Source organism: Kushneria phyllosphaerae, assembly GCF_900312995.1.
Taxonomy (GTDB): Bacteria; Pseudomonadota; Gammaproteobacteria; order Pseudomonadales; family Halomonadaceae; genus Kushneria; species Kushneria phyllosphaerae.
In genome coordinates, this window is record NZ_ONZI01000003.1 from 238,170 (window position 1) to 253,970 (window position 15,801).

Genomic DNA, 15,801 nt, shown 5'->3' on the forward strand with positions numbered 1-15,801 from the left:
GCGCGGCCTGCCTTGCACATCAGGTCACCATGGCATCGGCCCCGGCGCTCGCCTGGTAGACGAAAGTCGAGACACGCAGCTCCTGCCTGACGCGATACAGTACGTCCGGACAGAACATGCCCGTTTTAATCATGAGGGCATCGGCGCCTTCACTGATATCCACGGCGCTTTCATGCCGGCATTCATATTGTATGAACACGAGCAGTATCAGCTCATCCGCGGCCAGCGTGCCTTTTCGCGCATTATGCGGTGCGAGAAACCATCATGGTGCAGGCGATGCAGGCAGGTGACAGGGCCTTTGCGTGAGACGATGGCAGACACCTGCGCACTTCTGAAACACAAAAGTGACACAACCAATATCATCATAATAGCTGGCCTGTGCGGCAGCGGTGACGACGATTGTCGCATTCGACAGGCTTGTGTGAGCGCCTGTCACCACTATCTGCCCGGGAAGGCGGATGTCATGAATCTCATGGGAGCAGCAGCATGAAAAAGCGTGTAGCAGTCGTGATTTCCGGATGCGGATGGCTGGATGGTACCGATGTGCAGGAGTTGACGATGGTGCTTCTGCGCCTGGATCAGCTCGGGCTTGAGTGGAGCTGCTTTGCGCCGGACGTGGCCCAGCATCACGTGATAGACCACACCAGTGGCGAGCCCATGAACAGTGAGGGCCGCCATGCCATGGTGGAATCATGTCGCATGGTGCATGAGCGCATTTATCCGCTGGAAAAGCTTCAGGCTGGAGAGTTTGGCGCGATCATCATCCCGGGTGGCCATGGCGCCATCAACCAATTGAGCGACTTTGCCGTCAGCGGATCCTCCATGCAGGTGCTTGAACAGCTGGTCGACCAGCTTCACGAGTTTCATGACGCCCACAAGCCCATCGCGTTGATCGGCATGGCAGCACTGCTGGTGCCCCGACTCTTTGAACAGGCCATTCCGGTCACGCTGGGTCAGAGCGCTGCGCTGTCCGGCACCATCAGTGCCATGGGGGGGTTGCACAAGAGCGCCGGCGTCGGGGATATCGTGGTGGATATCGAGCATCGCGTGCTGACCACGCCCGGCTGGCTCATGGGCAAGCGCCCTTCGGACGTGGCTCAGGGTCTTTTCAAACTGGTGGATCGCGTGAATACGCTTATGGAGCAGCCGCGCTGACGCGCGGCTTGTTACTCAGCCATGGGTGTCATTCATTTCAACATCGTCGCGACCGCCACGAGGGCGTCGGATCAGACGGGCAAAAAGAATACCGACCTCAAACAACAGCCACATGGGGCCTGCCAGCAGGGTCTGTGAGATGACATCGGGCGGGGTGAGCACCATGCCCACAATAAAACAGCCAATGACCACATAAGGGCGCTTGGCCGACAGCGCCTGTACCGTGGTCGCCCCGGTCAATACCAGCAGGAAGGTGGCTACCGGAATTTCAAACGCCAGTCCGAAGGCCAGAAACAGTTTAAGCACAAAGGAGAGGTAGGCGTTGATGTCGGTCATGATCTGCACATCCGCCGGGCCTGCCGTGGTGAAAAACTGGAACAGCAGCGGAAACACGACGTAGTAGGCAAAGGCGGCACCGCCATAAAACAGCAGGACGCTTGAACCCAGTATGGGCAGGGCGAGCTTTTTTTCGTGCGCGTAAAGGCCCGGTGCAATAAAGGCCCAGGCCTGATAGAGCACGAAGGGAACGGCCAGAAACAGCGACACGATCAACGTCAGCTTGAAAGGTGCCAGAAAGGGCGAGGTGACTTCGGTGGCAATCATCTGCGAGCCGGGCGGCAGAAGTGCCATGAGCGGCTCGGCCACAAAGGTATAGATCTGATTGGAAAAGGCGTAAAGCGATGCAAACGCGACCACGACCACGATCATGGCGCGCAAGAGTCGTGAACGCAGCTCAATAAGATGATCGATCAGCGGTGTGTGCGACTGATTATCGTCCTGTGGGCTCATCGATCCTGTTTATCCCTGTCATGGCTGTCCGACACCGGTGGTTGCCCGGAGGACGGGGTGTCGGCGATTGTCTGCTCGCTGGCGGCTGCTTCGGCAGCCGAAGGTGGGGCGGTCGATGGATCGGCAGTATTGGCGTGGCGATCCGACAATGCTTCAGTGCTCGATGTCTCGCCATGCTGCTCCGGCGGTTCACTCTGCCGGTTGGCGGAACGATCATCGGAAAGCACCCTGTCCGACAGCTTTCGACTGCTGGCCGAGGGATCATCGCCCAGACTTTCGATATCATCTCGCGCCTTTTTCAGGCCCTGGTCAAAGCGGTCCTGCTGGCTTTTCATCTTGCGCTGCAGCTCCTCGGCCTCGAGCTGCGAGGTGATCTCCTGCTGAACGCTGGACACCGTGCGCTTGATCTTTCCCAGCCATAAACCGGCCGTGCGGGCTGCCGTGGGCAGACGCTCGGGGCCCAGCACCACCAGAGCAATGGCACCGACCACGATCAGCTCGGGAAAACTGATATCGAACATGAAGGATTATTTCCGGGTGTCTTCTTTGTCACGCGTGTCCACATGGCTATCGATGGTCTCGTTGCCCGGGGTCTCGTCATGCTTGACACGCTGATGAGGCTTGTTGGCTGTCTCATCGTCATCATCGTTGACGGCATGCTTGAAACCCTTGATGGCGCCACCCAGATCACCGCCCAGGTTGCGAAGCTTTTTCGTGCCGAAAATCAGGATAATGATGCCCAGAACGATCAGAAGCTGCCAGATACTGATGCCACCCAACATGGCGTTTCTCCATTGTGTCCGACCGGACACGTTCATTGATTGATTCGGTGCTGCGCCCATCATTGTAATGATAGGACAGGTAAAAGGGGGAAATGTTACCCCTCGGTACGTGACGCTTTTTCGGTCAGGCCTGAAATGCCCTGACGGCGTGCCAGTTCTTCAAGCACGCTGCGATGATCAAGTCCCAGATGCGACAGCATGACCAGCGAATGGAACCACAGATCGGCTGTCTCGCTGATCAGCGCCTGGCGGGCGCTGTCATCGCCCTGCTCGGCGTCACGGGCGGCAAGAATCGTTTCGACGGCTTCTTCGCCGACCTTTTCCAGAATCTTGTTGAGACCGCGCTGGTGCAGTCCGGCGACGTAGGAGGTATCAGCGTCGCCGTGGCGCCGACTGGCCAGGCTCTGGTCGAGCTGATCGAGAATAGTGCTCATGGAAATGGGTTCCTGATGTGTCATGCCAGGGCGTGTTCAGGACGATGGGAGCTTATATCATCACCGTCCGCAATCTGTCGATGTTCTCTGCGGTGCTCAGCGCCAGATGACAAGCGCCAGCCCGATACCGGCTGCGGCCAGAATGCTCCAGTGCTGCTGCAGCGCCCATTGGGAGATGGGTTGCCAGGCAAGAGCCCCTGCAATCAGTACCAGACCGATCCTGATCCGCCGCGCGCCCTTGCGTACACCCGAAAAGGAGTTTTGCAGGGTGACAAGGGCGGCGGTCTGCTGCTCGCGGTGCTTGCGCTCGTTTTCAACCTGGGAAAGGGCCTGGTGTGCCAGTACCGGCAGCTGTGGTATGCGCTGGGCAAGGTCCGGCGCCTGCCGCTTGAGCTCTTCCCAGAACCCCTTGGGGCCGGCCCGCTCGTGCATCCAGCGCTCCAGAAAGGGCTTGGCGGTATGCCACAGATCAAGCTCGGGATACAGCGAGCGTCCCAGCCCTTCAATGTTGAGCAGGGTTTTCTGCAAAAGAACCAGCTGTGGCTGCACTTCCATGTGAAAGCGCTGGGCCGTTTGAAAAAGCCCCATCAGCACCTGGCCAAAGGAGATGTCCTTGAGTGGCTTTTCCAGAATGGGCTCACACACCGAGCGGATGGCGGCAGCAAACTCGTTGGCACGGGTATGCTCACCGACCCAGCCGGACTCGATATGGAGCATGGCCACTTCGTAATAATCCTGGCGGAAAAACGCGATGATGTTACGCGCCAGATAGTCCTGATCTTCCCGGGTCAGACTGCCCACGATCCCGCAGTCGATGGCGATATAGCTCGGATCGCTGGGGTTGCTGATGTCCAAAAAGATATTGCCCGGGTGCATGTCGGCATGAAAGAAGTTGTCGCGAAACACCTGGGTAAAAAAGATTTCAACGCCGCGCTCGGCCAGAAGTCGCATGTCGACGCCCTGGGCTTCCAGTGCCTCGGTATCGGCCACCGGAACACCGTTGACCCGCTCCTGGGTCATGACGCGCTTGCGCGTCTGCGGCCAGTAGATGGTCGGCACGTGCAGCAGCGGAGAGTGCTGAAAGTTGCGCTTGAGCTGGGAGGTGTTGGCGGCCTCCTTTTGCAGATCAAGCTCATCAAAAAGCGTGGACTCATAGTCCTTGACCACTTCCACTGGGCGCAGGCGCCGGGCTTCGGGCCATATCTTCAAAAGCACCCTGGCAAAGGTATACAACAGCGCAATGTCATTGCGCATGACACGGTCGATACCGGGCCGGATGACCTTGATCACGACCTCTTCGCCGGTATGAAGCCGCGCGGCATGGACCTGGGCAATGGAGGCCGACGCCATCGAGTCGGCTTCAAAGTGAGCAAACAGTTCCCCGACCGGGGCGCCCAGTTCCTCTTCGATGATGTGGCGCGCCGTATCGCTGGGGAAGGGCGGCACCTGATCCTGCAGCCGCTTGAGCTCCACGGCGATGTCCGGCGGCATCAGGTCGCGTCGGGTCGAGAGCATCTGCCCGAACTTGATGAAAATGGGGCCCAGATCCTCGAGCGCCAGTCGCAGGCGCTCGCCACGCGTCTTGTCACCCTTCGGGAACAGCCGAATGGGGGCAATGGCCATCACAAAGCGGGCGTAGCCCGGCAGGCGTTCAATCGGAATCAGGCTGTCGAGCCGATAACGGGTCACCACCCAGGCAATGCGGATCAGGCGCCATAGCGTCATCAAGAGTGATGTCCTCGCAGACGACGGTTGAGACGTTCCAGCCGGGCTTCCAGCCGGTCGGTCGCAATTTCGAGTTCGGTAAGGTGTTCACGGGTGACATCAAAGCGGGCACGACCGGCAAGCCACTGGCCCTCTTCCAGGATGTACTCGCGCAGATCCTGTTCAAGGCTTTTGGAAGAGTGCACGCCGAAGTGCCCCAGACGTCGCAGACCGGTCGCCAGACTATGCGCCGGAGCCTCGCCAAACCATTCAGCGAAGGCGCCCTCCCAGTTGATATCCAGATCCATCAACAGTTCGCGCGCCTGCATCAAAAGGCCAAGCTGGCCGCGTACCACCAGGCGGTGGCTGGTCATGAGCGACTGTATCGGCATGCCGCCCAACAGCGCACCCAGCGTATCAGCATCAATTTCGATGGTGGTGTCGGCATCCCGGTCCTCGCCATCGGGCAGTGAGGCAAGTGTCAGACCATGAATGTGAAAGATCACCAGCACTTCAATCCGCGGGGATTCAAGTCTCAGCAAAAGGCGTTGCCCGGCCATGGCGGCCAGACGGGACGGGGCTGCCGGGTCGCGCGCCAGCAGACGATTTACCGTTTTCTCGACGCCGGCCAGCAATACGGGGGTTATAAAGGACATCAGCGGAATTGCCCTTGAGGTATGCAATGACGAAAAGTCATGAGGTACGCGTATGTCATGCCATTAACCCTGTCGGGAAAGCGGCCCGGCGGATGCTGCCGAACAAGGGGCACCATCCGCACGGGACGTTCAGAACTTGATACCGCGGTGCAGTGCGACAACACCGCCGGTCATGTTGGTGTACTCGACGCGTTCGAGCCCTGCATTTTCCATCATCGCCTTGAGCGTCGGCTGATCGGGATGCATGCGAATTGATTCGGCCAGATAGCGGTAGGATTCGGCATCGTTGGCCACCCACTTGCCAATCCGCGGCAGGATATGAAAGGAGTACTGATCATAGACCTTCTCGAAAACCGCATTGACGGGCTTTGAGAATTCCAGAATCAGCAGCCGTCCGCCCGGTTTGAGCACGCGCGTCATGGACGCCAGCGCTGCATCCTTATCGGTGACGTTGCGAAGGCCAAAGGCAATGGTAATGCAGTCAAAGGTGTTGTCAGGGAAGGGCAGGGCCTGAGCATCGGCCTGCACGATCTCGACCTGAGCACCGATGCCGCGATCCATCAGCCGATCACGTCCGACCTGCAGCATGGAAGCGTTGATGTCCGCCAGGACCACCCGGCCGGTCGGGCCAACACGCTCCACGAACTTGGCGGTCAGGTCGCCGGTGCCGCCGGCAATGTCGAGTACGGCATGGCCGCGGCGGACACCCGAGCGCTCCAGCGCCACGCGCTTCCAGAAGCGATGCACGCCCATCGACATCAGATCGTTCATGACGTCATAGCGGCGTGCCACGCTATCAAAGACCTGCTCAACGCGGCTGGCCTTTTCCTCGACAGGGACTTCCTCATAGCCGAAGTGCGTTGTCTGCTTGTCCATGGCGTTCCCCTGTCAGCGTTTGCAAATCATGTGTTCTGGTGTCGTCAGTGGCGCTACCTGCCCTGCGGGCATGAGTGCGTTGTCTATCCGGTCGGGAGGGTCGCGCCTGTCGAAGGCCATTGTAGCTTTCAGGAGATCATTTGTCCTGACGCCCATCAGACGCTTTGTTCATTGACGCTGCAGCGGTATGCCCAGCGGCTCGCGTGAGGCATTGGCCTTTTTGAGCTCGTGAAGATAGTCGTCCCACCACAGTTCGCGGTTTTCAATCATCTCCCAGAGATAGGCGTAGGTATAGAGGCCGCTGTCGTGGCCATCATCAAAGTGCAGTTTGAGGGCATAGTTGCCCACGGGCGTAATGTTTTTAAGCCCGACGTACTTCATGCCGGTCTGCAATACCGCCTGTTCCGGGCTATGGCCTCGTACTTCAGCCGAGGGCGAATACACCCTGAGCATTTCGGCACCGAGGCGAAAGCTTTGCGATTCACCGTTGATGTCATAGGTCAGCGCCAGTTCGCGACTGCGCTGATGATAGTGAACGCCTGTTGGCATGGGGGCACTCATGGGACGTCTCCATGATGTTGAAAGGCACTCAATGACGCCGCGCCCTCGAACGGAACCGGCATTCATTTAAAAAAAAGCGGGCGGCCCATGATCGGGCCGCCCCCAGGATACGCCTTTGGCGTTAAACGATAAAGATGATTAGAGGATGTAGCGTGACAGGTCCTCATCGCGCGCCAGGGCACCCAGGCGTTCATCGACATAGGCGCCATCAATGACCAGTGGCCCCTGCATGTCGCTACCCTCAAAGAGCGCCTCTTCCAGCAGACGTTCCATGACCGTATGCAGACGACGCGCGCCGATGTTTTCGGTGCCTTCGTTGACCTGCCAGGCGATCTGCGCGATGCGCTCGATGCCATCATCGGTAAATTCGACGTCCAGACCTTCTGTCTTCATCAGCGCTTCGTACTGACGCGTCAGCGAAGCCGACGGCTCGGTCAGAATGCGCTTGAACTCGTCAGGTGACAGGGCGGAGAGTTCAACACGAATCGGCAGGCGCCCCTGAAGCTCCGGAATCAGATCCGAAGGCTTGGAGAGATGAAAGGCGCCCGAGGCGATAAAGAGGATGTGATCGGTGTGCACCATGCCGTGCTTGGTGGAGACCGTCGAGCCCTCGATCAGCGGCAGCAGGTCGCGCTGTACGCCCTCGCGGGAGACATCACCGCCGCTGCCGGATTCGGCACGCTTGGCGACCTTGTCGATCTCGTCCAGAAACACGATGCCGTTTTGCTCGACGGCCTCGATGGCGCGGGCTTTCAGGTCTTCATCGCTGACCAGTTTGGAAGCTTCCTCGTCACGGACCAGCTTGAGCGCTTCCTTGACGGTGATGCGACGCGTTTCCTTGTTCTGCTTGCCCATGTTAGAAAACATGCTGGACAACTGGCTGGCCATATCTTCCATGCCGGGAGGAGCCTGAAAGTCCATGCCCTGACCGGCCGGCGACAGCTCGATGTCGATCTCCTTGTCATCGAGCTTGCCTTCGCGCAGCTGTTTGCGAAAGGTCTGACGCGTGGCGCTGTCACGGCTCTTGCCGCTGTCGTACTCGCTGCCGCGGGCCGGCGGCAGCAGGGCATCCAGAATGCGCTCTTCGGCGGCGTCATCGGCCTTGTGCCCGACCTGAGACTTGGCCTGTTCGCGCACCAGCTTGATGGCCGCTTCCACCAGATCACGAATGATGGATTCCACATCGCGGCCGACATAGCCGACCTCGGTGAACTTGGTGGCCTCAATCTTGATGAACGGCGCGTTGGCAAGCTTTGCCAGGCGGCGGGCGATTTCGGTCTTGCCCACGCCGGTCGGGCCGATCATCAGGATGTTCTTGGGCGTGACCTCCGGGCGCAGCGCGTCGTCGAGCTGCATGCGGCGCCAGCGGTTGCGCAGGGCGATGGCCACGGCGCGCTTGGCGTCGGCCTGGCCGATAATGTATTGATCCAGCGCGTGAACGATCTCGCGCGGGGTCATGTGTTGGCTGTTGGCGTTTTCAGAGGGCATGGAAGTCTCAGTCATGATCAGTCCAGTGATTCGAGCGTCACGTTGTGGTTGGTGTACACACAGATGTCTGCCGCAATCGCGAGGCTCTTTTCAGTGATTTCACGTGCTGACAGGTCGGTATTTTGTACCAGCGCCCGTGCGGCGGCGTTGGCATACTGACCACCCGAACCGATGGTGATGATGCCGTGCTCGGGTTCCAGCACATCGCCGGTGCCCGTAATGATGAGCGAGGCGTTGCGATCGGCCACGGCCAGCATCGCCTCGAGCTTGCGCAGCGCACGGTCGGTGCGCCACTCCTTGGCCAGTTCCACGGCCGCCTTGGTCAGATGCCCCTGATACTTCTCGAGCTGGGCTTCAAAGCGTTCAAACAGGGTAAAGGCATCTGCCGTACCACCGGCAAAGCCGGCCAGCACCTGGCCTCGATAAAAACGGCGAACCTTGCTGGCATTCCCCTTCATGACCGTATTGCCCAGCGATACCTGTCCGTCGCCACCCAGGGCGACCTGTTCGCCGCGGCGAACCGAAACAATCGTGGTCATCGGCGCTACTCCAATGCGTTGGTGACATGCACCTGGTGACTTGAACGCAAACAGCGCCCGAGGGCGCGTGAAGTCGTCTGCGTTTTGAAAACTTTCCCTTGAAGTGCGGGCTTTTGTTGGCCAAATCAAGCCATGACGGGGATGAAATTGTCAGGCGGGGCTTTCGGGGGGATAAAATGATACTTATGGCACAGTGCCGATATAACACCTGCCATTGAGCTGAACGCCTTCGTCGCATGCCAGTCGCGCAGCATTGAGTTGTCCACTGAAACTGGCGCCCCAGTGAAAGGTGTCACATTCGCGGGTGACGATATCACCACACAGTGTGCCGGAAGCGATCAGGCGTTGTGACTGTACTGACGGTCCGATACGCCCGGCGGCCAGAAGCGTCACACAGTGATGCTGGGCATGAATATCGCCTTCTACTCGTCCTGCCACGATAAGGTGTTCGTCAGCTTCGATGCGGCCGAGAACATGCAGGGTTGCGCCGATAAGGCTGCACTCATGGTCACTTCTCTGGCGTGATGGTGCAGGCATTGGTTCAGGGAGTTCGGGCGACACGACTTCTGACATGACCGGGTTGCGTGCGGTGCTCACCGAGGTCGTGCGTGCCGAGGTCGTGCGTGCCGAGGTCGTGCGTGCTTGAGTCTCTTTTTGCGCCCTGGCCTCTTCGCCATCATGGACCTTGACAAGACCAGAGGATTGGCCACCAGCACCATGGTCTCGATGCGCTCGGCGCAGGCCGTCAAGCACAATCATCACCCCGGCGACCGTGGCCAGTAGTATTAACCAGTTTACCGTTCCCATAATGTCTCCTTGAAAAGGGCGTCACGCCACGGTCATCAGACAGGAGTCCTGACCCTAAGGCCCTCGTCCCGGCATATCGGCCGTTACACTCGAGTCTCCAGAAAAGACAGTCCGGGTAGAGGGTGATAGGTACCACTGGCAGACAGGGCCATGCGCTGGGTGTCATGATAAGTATTAATACCAATGTTTCCCGTTGCCCAGGCGTCATCCCGGAAAAGTGATGAAGGGGCAATGCGTTCACGCAGCAACAGCATAACGAGGGGCGAGCATGTTCAATAAGTCAAAAAGCGACAGCAGTCTTTCAGAAGCATCTACTGCCCATGCTCGCGAGTCGTCGAGTGATATGGCGTCGGCATCGGGACGTGAACCGTCGGGCAGGGCATTGATTGGCTCAAGGACGCAGGTCACGGGAGAAATACTGGGTGATGAAAACCTGCATATCGAAGGGACGGTGATCGGCACTGTGACCTTCAGGCATCATACTGTCAGCATCGGCCCTGAAGGCAGGGTCGAAGGAGATGTCATCGGACATTCCCTGTCGGTTTCCGGACACGTTGAAGGGCGGCTGATTGCCGCGCAGAGCGTGACCGTACATGCCGGAGCCAGCGTTGAAGGCGAAATCCATTCCCCCGGGCTGATCCTCAAGGAAGGCGCTGCCTTTCAGGGCACGGTCGACATGAATCCGCACAATCCCTTGCTGGATGACATTTTCGGTAACGATATGGTAAAGCCTCGGCAGACTTCCCTGGACAATGACCTTTCCTGTGCATCAGCGGAGGGCGAGGCCGAACAGCCCGATGAGATGTCGTTGCTGCAAGGCAGTGAGAAAAGCGTCTAGGTGAGCTGTTGTCTGTCGTGGGATATTTATTTTAAAAAGGCATCTGTCGTATCACGACAGACGCCTTTAGAGACAGGGGCACCACAGCAGAGACAGGGGCAAAATGTCGACCCCTGAACCACTACTGGTGATTAGCGCTGCTGGATCTGCATCGGATCGATGCCGCGGGTTTGCATCAGCCCCTTGGCGCGCGCAAGCTCACCGGAGTCGCGATAGGGACCGGCCTGAACGCGATACCAGGTGGTGTTGTCCGCCGTCTTGACCTGGCTGACCTGCATCACAAGGCCCAGATCACGCAGCTTGCCGGCCATATTGTTGGCATCGCTTTGTGACTTGAACGACGCTGCCTGCAGCATGTAGCTGGGGCCGCTGCTGGCATTTGCCTGCTTTGCGGGCGCGCTCTTCTGGCTGCTGGACGCCTCATGGCGAGAGGCCATCTGCTGAATGGCATCACTGCTGCTGGCACTGCTTTTGGGTTCGGACTTTTGCGTCGGGGCGCTCTGCTGTGACGAAGAGCTCCTGTTGCCATCGGGATTGCTCACCGTGGCCTTGCTGGTGTTGCCGGCAATGCGCCTGGCGTGCTGTTCCAGCACGGCGCCTTCGGTACCCGGGCGCGGGGCCGAACTGTAGTCTTCCACGTTCGGTGCAATCACTTCCGACTCGGGCAGCAGGGTATAGAACTCAAACGTCGGCATCTGGCCTTCTTCGCTGGCCTGCGATGACGCTTCACCTTCCTGTTGCTGATTGCCGCCATCGGCGCGCTTTTTGGCCACGACAGCGGCCACCTGGTCGCGCTTGGGCGGGGCATCATTCTGGAAGTACTGCGCAATGGCAAAGCCTGCGATGATGCCGACCAGTGCCCACAGCCAGCCCGGAATGTGGAAGCCGTCGCCGCCGGATCTTGACTTGTTGCGTGATGTGGCGCCCTTGCCCGAGGGCGCCTTTTTGCTCTGGCGCTGTGCCATTTACATCTCCCTGGGGGCCGACACGCCCAGCAGGTCAAGACCGTTGCGCATGACCTGACGGACGGCCATGCCGAGCGCCAGCCGTGCATTGCGCAGGTCAGCGTCATCGACCATGACCTTGACGGCGTTGTAGCAGGTGTGGAATTCGCTGGCGAGCTCCTGCAGATACAGGGCAATCTGCTGGGGTTCGCGCTGGTCGGCGGCGCGGCGCACGGTTTCGGGCCAGCTGCCCAGCCGGTTGATGAGATCGCGCTCGCGAGCATCCTCGAGCAGATGCAGCGACGCGCGCGCCAGGGTCTCATCAAAGGCCCAGCCGTTGTCGGCAGCCTTCGCCTCGACACTGCACACGCGAGCGTGAGCGTACTGGGCGTAATAGACCGGATTGTCGCTGGACTGGGAGCGTGCCAGATCAATATCAAAAGTCATCTGAGACGTTGCCGCACGCGATACCAGGAAGTAGCGCGTGGCGTCACGGCCGACTTCATCGATCAGGTCGCGCAGGGTGACGTAGCTGCCGGCCCGCTTGGAGAGTTTAACCTCCTGGCCCGAGCGTGTGACCATTACCATCTGGTGCAGCACGTAGTCCGGCCAGCCCTTCGGGATGCCGGTATCAAGTGCCTGCAGCCCGGCACGCACGCGGGTGACCGTAGAGTGGTGATCGGCACCCTGCTCGTTGATGACGGTGGTGAAACCACGCTGCCACTTGTCCAGGTGATAGGCGACATCGGGCAGGAAGTAGGTGTATCCGCCCTCGCGCTTTCGCATCACGCGGTCCTTGTCATCCCCGAAGTCCGTGGTCTTGAGCCACAGCGCACCGTCGGATTCATAGGTATGACCGCCTTCGATCAGGCGTTTGACGGTGGCATCTACCTTGCCGCTCTCGTAAAGATTGGACTCCAGAAAGAAGACATCGAAGCCAACGCCGAAGGCCTTGAGGTCAAGATCCTGCTCATGGCGCAGCCAGGCCACGGCAAAGGCGCGAATGGCGTCCATGTCATCAGGATTGGCCGAGGCCGTCACCTGACGATCATCGGCCGTGACGGTATCGCCCTGCATGTAGGCGCGTGCCACATCCTGAATATACTCGCCGCGATAGCCGTCCGCCGGCCAGGCCGGGTCGTTGGGCTCGATGCCCTTGATACGGGCTGCCACCGACAGAGCCAGATTGTCGATCTGGGCGCCGGCATCGTTGTAGTAGAACTCGCGGGTGACCTCAAAGCCGTTGGCTTCGAGCAGGCGGCACAGGCTGTCGCCTACCGCTGCGCCGCGGCCGTGACCCACGTGCAGCGGCCCGGTCGGGTTGGCCGAGACAAACTCGACCTGCACCTTCTGACCGGCCCCGTCGCGGTTGCGACCAAACTCGTCGCCGGCATCGAGGATGTCGAAAAGCACCTCGCCGGCGGCGCTGGTGTTGACGAAAAAATTGATAAAGCCGGGGCCTGCAATCTCGACGCTTGCGATGGCGCTGGAGGCCGGCAGGGCTGCAATCAGGCGCTCGGCCAGATCGCGCGGCTTCATGCCGGCGGGTTTGGCCAGCATCATGGCCAGATTGCTGGCGTAGTCGCCGTGGGCCCGGTCACGCGCAGCATCGACACGAATGTCGGGCTGGGTGCCAACGGGCAGCGCGCCTTCGGCCTTGAGCGCCTCGAGCGCCGTATTGAGCAGTAAGGTGATCGTCTCTTTCATGCTGGCATCTATGGTCGTGGATGACTGGCCCGACGCATTCGGCCAGGTCTTGAACTGCGCGCCTCGTAACAAATCGTCCTCGCTGACGATGAATCCGCTATCGATGACTCAACGGGGGCAGGCGCTTTGGCGCCCGCCATTATCGTTCAACCGGAGACAGTGTCAAAACCGGTATTGTGTCCGGTGTGTATCAGGCGCATGTTGCGCCGGCCCTGTTGGCTCAGTACATCTCCTGCGGATCGATGTCGATGCTGTAGCGCAGGCGTCTTGCATCGGCCTGCTGCATCATCCATTCATCCAGCCAGGCACTGGCCTCATGCAGTGCGCTGCGCCGGTCGGCGCTGAGCAGCAGCTGGGCATGATAGCGATTCTGGCGCCGCTCCATGGGGGCCGGCACCGGGCCCAGACAGTGAACCGCCAGACCCCGTTCGTTGAGCCATGCCCGCATGGCGTCTCCGGCCCGGGTGAAGAGTTCGATGACGGCTTCCATGCGGGCGCTTTCACCCCGCATCAGGGCCATGAAGCGAAAGGGCGGCAGCCCGGCCAGACGACGCTCGGTGAGCAGCTCCTCGGCCAGGGCGTCATAGCCTTCCTCAACCAGCAGCCTCAGGCTCGGATCCTCGGGGTGCAGGGTCTGAATGAGTACCCGTCCCGGGTGCTGCGCCCGCCCGGCCCGCCCGGCGACCTGGGTCAGCAGCTGCGCGGAATGTTCAAGCGCGCGGAAGTCGGCACTATAAAGGCCGCCATCGGCATTGACCACGACCACCAGGGTGACATGAGGAAAGTGATGCCCCTTGGCCAGCATCTGGGTGCCGACCAGCAGACAGGAAGTGCCCTGTCGGATCTCGGCCAGTGTCTGTTCCATTGCGTCACGTCGACGGGTGCTGTCGCGGTCAATGCGCATGATGCGGGTGTCGCTGAAGGCTTCCTGCAGCGCCTCTTCAGCGCGTTCGGTGCCGGCCCCCTGGGGTCTGAGGTCAGCACTGCCACATTTCGGGCAGGCATCCGGAACGCCGCGCTGTTGTTCGCAGTGATGACAGATCAGGCGGTGCGGGTCGCGGTGCAACGTCATGCGGGCGTCGCACTGCGGACATTCGGCCAGCCAGCCGCACTGATGACAGGTCAGCGTCGGGGCAAAACCACGGCGATTGACAAAAACCAGCACCTGACGCCCGGCCTCCAGGTGCTCCCTGATGGCCGTCAGCGCCTGCGGTCCCAGTCCACCGCGCTGCGGTTTGCCGCGCAGATCCACCAGAGACAGGGCGGCCGGCGCGGCATTGCCCGCACGGGTGTTGAGGCGCAGGTGGCGGTAGTGACCGTCGCGTGCGCGGGCAAGGCTTTCAAGCGAGGGGGTGGCGCTGCCCAGCACGATGGGGACGCCGTCATGCTGGGCGCGAACGATGGCCAGATCGCGGGCGTGATAGCGCAGGCTGTCCTGCTGCTTGAAGGAGCCATCGTGCTCTTCATCCACGATGATGACACCGGGGGATGCCAGCGGCGTAAAGACCGCCGAGCGGGTGCCGATCAGCACGGCGGCGCGTCCCGAGCGTGCGGCTTCCCAGCTGTCGAGGCGCTCGTTGTCATTGAGGCCGGAGTGCAGGGCGATGACCGGGGCATTAAAGCGCTTTCGAAAGCGCGACAGGGTCTGTGGGGTCAGGCCGATCTCGGGGACCAGCACCAGCGCCTGACGCCCGCGATCCAGCACCGCTTCGATCAGCTGTAAATAGACTTCAGTCTTGCCGCTGCCGGTAACGCCGTGCAGAAGCGATACCCGAAACCGGTCCAGATCCTGATGCAGCTCGGCCAGCACACCCGCCTGTTCACGGTTAAGCGGCAGCGTGGGCTCGGCCAGTGTTCCGGAGGGTCGATCACTGACCGGCGCTGCCACGCTTTCCTCGCGACAGTCGATAAGTCCCTTGTCACGCAGGGCGTTCAGCTGTGTTCGATTGAACCCCAGCGCCGAGATCGCCGGCGCCACCAGCCCGCGTGGATGCTGGGCAATGGCGGCCAGCAACTCGGCCTGACGAGGCGCGCGCGTGAGGGCATCATCAGGGGTGCGTCCCGATGCTGTCATGAACCAGCGCGCCTGGGAGCGTGCAGCCAGCGGGCGCCCCTGACGCAGCAGGGCCGGCATGGCGCCGTTGATCGTCTCACCCAGCGAATGCTGGTAGTAGCGCGCTGCAAACCGGCACAGCCACAGCCAGTCTGCAGGCAGGGGGCTGCGGTCAATCAGAGCTTCGATGTCGCGCAGGCGATCAAGGGGGACATCACTGTGCGAGCGAACCTCGATGACGACACCGATCACCGATCGTCGTCCAAAGGGTATACGTACACGCACACCAGCGACCCAGCCCTCTTCGGGCGCATCACGGCCGGGCAGATAGTCGAACACTCGCTTGAGGGGTGAGGGCACGGCCACCGCCAGAATCACGCGGTCAGGCCCGGGCTTGGACACGATCGGCTTGCTCCAGAAGTAAAAAGAGGATGATTCGGCCCGACTGTCGAGGGTGGTCTCACGGGC

17 protein-coding genes are annotated in these 15,801 nt (G+C 60.5%); 2 read left to right on the forward strand and 15 right to left on the reverse strand.

The features are described 5' to 3' along the window. Positions 1-19: 19 nt before the first annotated feature. Positions 20-199, reverse strand: coding sequence for a porphobilinogen synthase (locus tag KSP9073_RS11015; RefSeq protein ID WP_279310063.1), 180 nt, complete (start codon positions 197-199; stop codon positions 20-22). A gap of 287 nt (positions 200-486) precedes the next feature. On the opposite strand from KSP9073_RS11015, the gene elbB reads away from it, so the two are divergent. Beyond that, the gene (gene elbB / locus KSP9073_RS11020) at positions 487-1,155 is read left to right on the forward strand and encodes an isoprenoid biosynthesis glyoxalase ElbB (protein WP_108843020.1); all 669 of its coding nucleotides are present in this window, start codon (positions 487-489) and stop codon (positions 1,153-1,155) included. Between the two features lie 15 nt (positions 1,156-1,170). Here elbB and tatC read toward each other — a convergent pair whose 3' ends face one another. The 11 genes from tatC to KSP9073_RS11075 form a co-directional block, all read right to left on the reverse strand. Continuing rightward, positions 1,171-1,944 (reverse strand): twin-arginine translocase subunit TatC, encoded by a 774-nt coding sequence (gene tatC / locus KSP9073_RS11025; protein ID WP_108843021.1) that lies wholly within the window; start codon positions 1,942-1,944, stop codon positions 1,171-1,173. Next, positions 1,941-2,465: a Sec-independent protein translocase protein TatB gene (gene tatB / locus KSP9073_RS11030; protein WP_108843022.1), complete on the reverse strand. Its 525-nt coding sequence runs from the start codon at positions 2,463-2,465 to the stop codon at positions 1,941-1,943. Before tatB ends, tatC begins: the two co-directional genes overlap by 4 nt. A gap of 6 nt (positions 2,466-2,471) precedes the next feature. Further along, positions 2,472-2,726, reverse strand: a complete 255-nt coding sequence (tatA, locus tag KSP9073_RS11035) for a Sec-independent protein translocase subunit TatA (RefSeq protein ID WP_108843023.1) — start codon at positions 2,724-2,726, stop codon at positions 2,472-2,474. A 95-nt stretch (positions 2,727-2,821) separates the two neighbouring features. Continuing rightward, the gene (locus tag KSP9073_RS11040) at positions 2,822-3,160 is read right to left on the reverse strand and encodes a phosphoribosyl-ATP diphosphatase (RefSeq protein ID WP_108843024.1); all 339 of its coding nucleotides are present in this window, start codon (positions 3,158-3,160) and stop codon (positions 2,822-2,824) included. A gap of 96 nt (positions 3,161-3,256) precedes the next feature. Next, positions 3,257-4,885, reverse strand: coding sequence for a ubiquinone biosynthesis regulatory protein kinase UbiB (ubiB, locus tag KSP9073_RS11045; RefSeq protein WP_108843025.1), 1,629 nt, complete (start codon positions 4,883-4,885; stop codon positions 3,257-3,259). Beyond that, on the reverse strand, positions 4,885-5,520 hold the full coding sequence (locus tag KSP9073_RS11050; RefSeq protein ID WP_108843026.1) for a ubiquinone biosynthesis accessory factor UbiJ: 636 nt from the start codon (positions 5,518-5,520) through the stop codon (positions 4,885-4,887). The genes ubiB and KSP9073_RS11050 overlap by 1 nt, the downstream gene beginning before the upstream one ends. 129 nt (positions 5,521-5,649) lie before the next feature. Beyond that, a complete protein-coding gene (gene ubiE / locus KSP9073_RS11055; protein WP_108843027.1) occupies positions 5,650-6,396 on the reverse strand; it encodes a bifunctional demethylmenaquinone methyltransferase/2-methoxy-6-polyprenyl-1,4-benzoquinol methylase UbiE in 747 nt (248 codons plus the stop codon). Positions 6,397-6,564: 168 nt separating this feature from the next. Beyond that, positions 6,565-6,957, reverse strand: coding sequence for a gamma-butyrobetaine hydroxylase family protein (locus KSP9073_RS11060; RefSeq protein WP_108843028.1), 393 nt, complete (start codon positions 6,955-6,957; stop codon positions 6,565-6,567). Positions 6,958-7,095: 138 nt separating this feature from the next. Further along, positions 7,096-8,460 carry an ATP-dependent protease ATPase subunit HslU gene (gene hslU, locus KSP9073_RS11065; RefSeq protein ID WP_243409202.1) on the reverse strand — a complete coding sequence of 455 codons (1,365 nt, stop codon included), beginning with the start codon at positions 8,458-8,460 and terminating at the stop codon, positions 7,096-7,098. A gap of 2 nt (positions 8,461-8,462) precedes the next feature. After that, the gene (hslV, locus tag KSP9073_RS11070; protein WP_086620612.1) at positions 8,463-8,984 is read right to left on the reverse strand and encodes an ATP-dependent protease subunit HslV; all 522 of its coding nucleotides are present in this window, start codon (positions 8,982-8,984) and stop codon (positions 8,463-8,465) included. 183 nt (positions 8,985-9,167) lie between these two features. Then, positions 9,168-9,791 carry a bactofilin family protein gene (locus KSP9073_RS11075; RefSeq protein ID WP_108843029.1) on the reverse strand — a complete coding sequence of 208 codons (624 nt, stop codon included), beginning with the start codon at positions 9,789-9,791 and terminating at the stop codon, positions 9,168-9,170. A gap of 268 nt (positions 9,792-10,059) precedes the next feature. Between KSP9073_RS11075 and KSP9073_RS11080 the strand changes: the two genes are divergently transcribed. After that, positions 10,060-10,629 carry a bactofilin family protein gene (locus tag KSP9073_RS11080; RefSeq protein WP_108843030.1) on the forward strand — a complete coding sequence of 190 codons (570 nt, stop codon included), beginning with the start codon at positions 10,060-10,062 and terminating at the stop codon, positions 10,627-10,629. Positions 10,630-10,760: 131 nt separating this feature from the next. Here KSP9073_RS11080 and KSP9073_RS11085 read toward each other — a convergent pair whose 3' ends face one another. The 3 genes from KSP9073_RS11085 to KSP9073_RS11095 all read right to left on the reverse strand — a co-directional run bounded on the left by KSP9073_RS11085 (position 10,761) and on the right by KSP9073_RS11095 (position 15,738). After that, positions 10,761-11,594, reverse strand: coding sequence for an SPOR domain-containing protein (locus KSP9073_RS11085; protein WP_108843031.1), 834 nt, complete (start codon positions 11,592-11,594; stop codon positions 10,761-10,763). Next, positions 11,595-13,280, reverse strand: a complete 1,686-nt coding sequence (argS, locus tag KSP9073_RS11090) for an arginine--tRNA ligase (protein WP_108843032.1) — start codon at positions 13,278-13,280, stop codon at positions 11,595-11,597. Positions 13,281-13,500: 220 nt separating this feature from the next. After that, on the reverse strand, positions 13,501-15,738 hold the full coding sequence (locus KSP9073_RS11095) for a primosomal protein N' (RefSeq protein WP_439330954.1): 2,238 nt from the start codon (positions 15,736-15,738) through the stop codon (positions 13,501-13,503). Positions 15,739-15,801: the final 63 nt, after the last annotated feature.

Bases quoted from the DNA above. Each gene is read 5' to 3' on its own strand.
- elbB (WP_108843020.1), top strand. From the start codon at position 487: ATGAAAAAGCGTGTAGCAGTCGTGATTTCCGGATGCGGATGGCTGGAT.
- tatC (WP_108843021.1), bottom strand. From the start codon at position 1,944: ATGAGCCCACAGGACGATAATCAGTCGCACACACCGCTGATCGATCAT.
- tatB (WP_108843022.1), bottom strand. From the start codon at position 2,465: ATGTTCGATATCAGTTTTCCCGAGCTGATCGTGGTCGGTGCCATTGCT.
- tatA (WP_108843023.1), bottom strand. From the start codon at position 2,726: ATGTTGGGTGGCATCAGTATCTGGCAGCTTCTGATCGTTCTGGGCATC.
- KSP9073_RS11040 (WP_108843024.1), bottom strand. From the start codon at position 3,160: ATGAGCACTATTCTCGATCAGCTCGACCAGAGCCTGGCCAGTCGGCGC.
- ubiB (WP_108843025.1), bottom strand. From the start codon at position 4,885: ATGACGCTATGGCGCCTGATCCGCATTGCCTGGGTGGTGACCCGTTAT.
- KSP9073_RS11050 (WP_108843026.1), bottom strand. From the start codon at position 5,520: ATGTCCTTTATAACCCCCGTATTGCTGGCCGGCGTCGAGAAAACGGTA.
- ubiE (WP_108843027.1), bottom strand. From the start codon at position 6,396: ATGGACAAGCAGACAACGCACTTCGGCTATGAGGAAGTCCCTGTCGAG.
- KSP9073_RS11060 (WP_108843028.1), bottom strand. From the start codon at position 6,957: ATGAGTGCCCCCATGCCAACAGGCGTTCACTATCATCAGCGCAGTCGC.
- hslU (WP_243409202.1), bottom strand. From the start codon at position 8,460: ATGACTGAGACTTCCATGCCCTCTGAAAACGCCAACAGCCAACACATG.
- hslV (WP_086620612.1), bottom strand. From the start codon at position 8,984: ATGACCACGATTGTTTCGGTTCGCCGCGGCGAACAGGTCGCCCTGGGT.
- KSP9073_RS11075 (WP_108843029.1), bottom strand. From the start codon at position 9,791: ATGGGAACGGTAAACTGGTTAATACTACTGGCCACGGTCGCCGGGGTG.
- KSP9073_RS11080 (WP_108843030.1), top strand. From the start codon at position 10,060: ATGTTCAATAAGTCAAAAAGCGACAGCAGTCTTTCAGAAGCATCTACT.
- KSP9073_RS11085 (WP_108843031.1), bottom strand. From the start codon at position 11,594: ATGGCACAGCGCCAGAGCAAAAAGGCGCCCTCGGGCAAGGGCGCCACA.
- argS (WP_108843032.1), bottom strand. From the start codon at position 13,280: ATGAAAGAGACGATCACCTTACTGCTCAATACGGCGCTCGAGGCGCTC.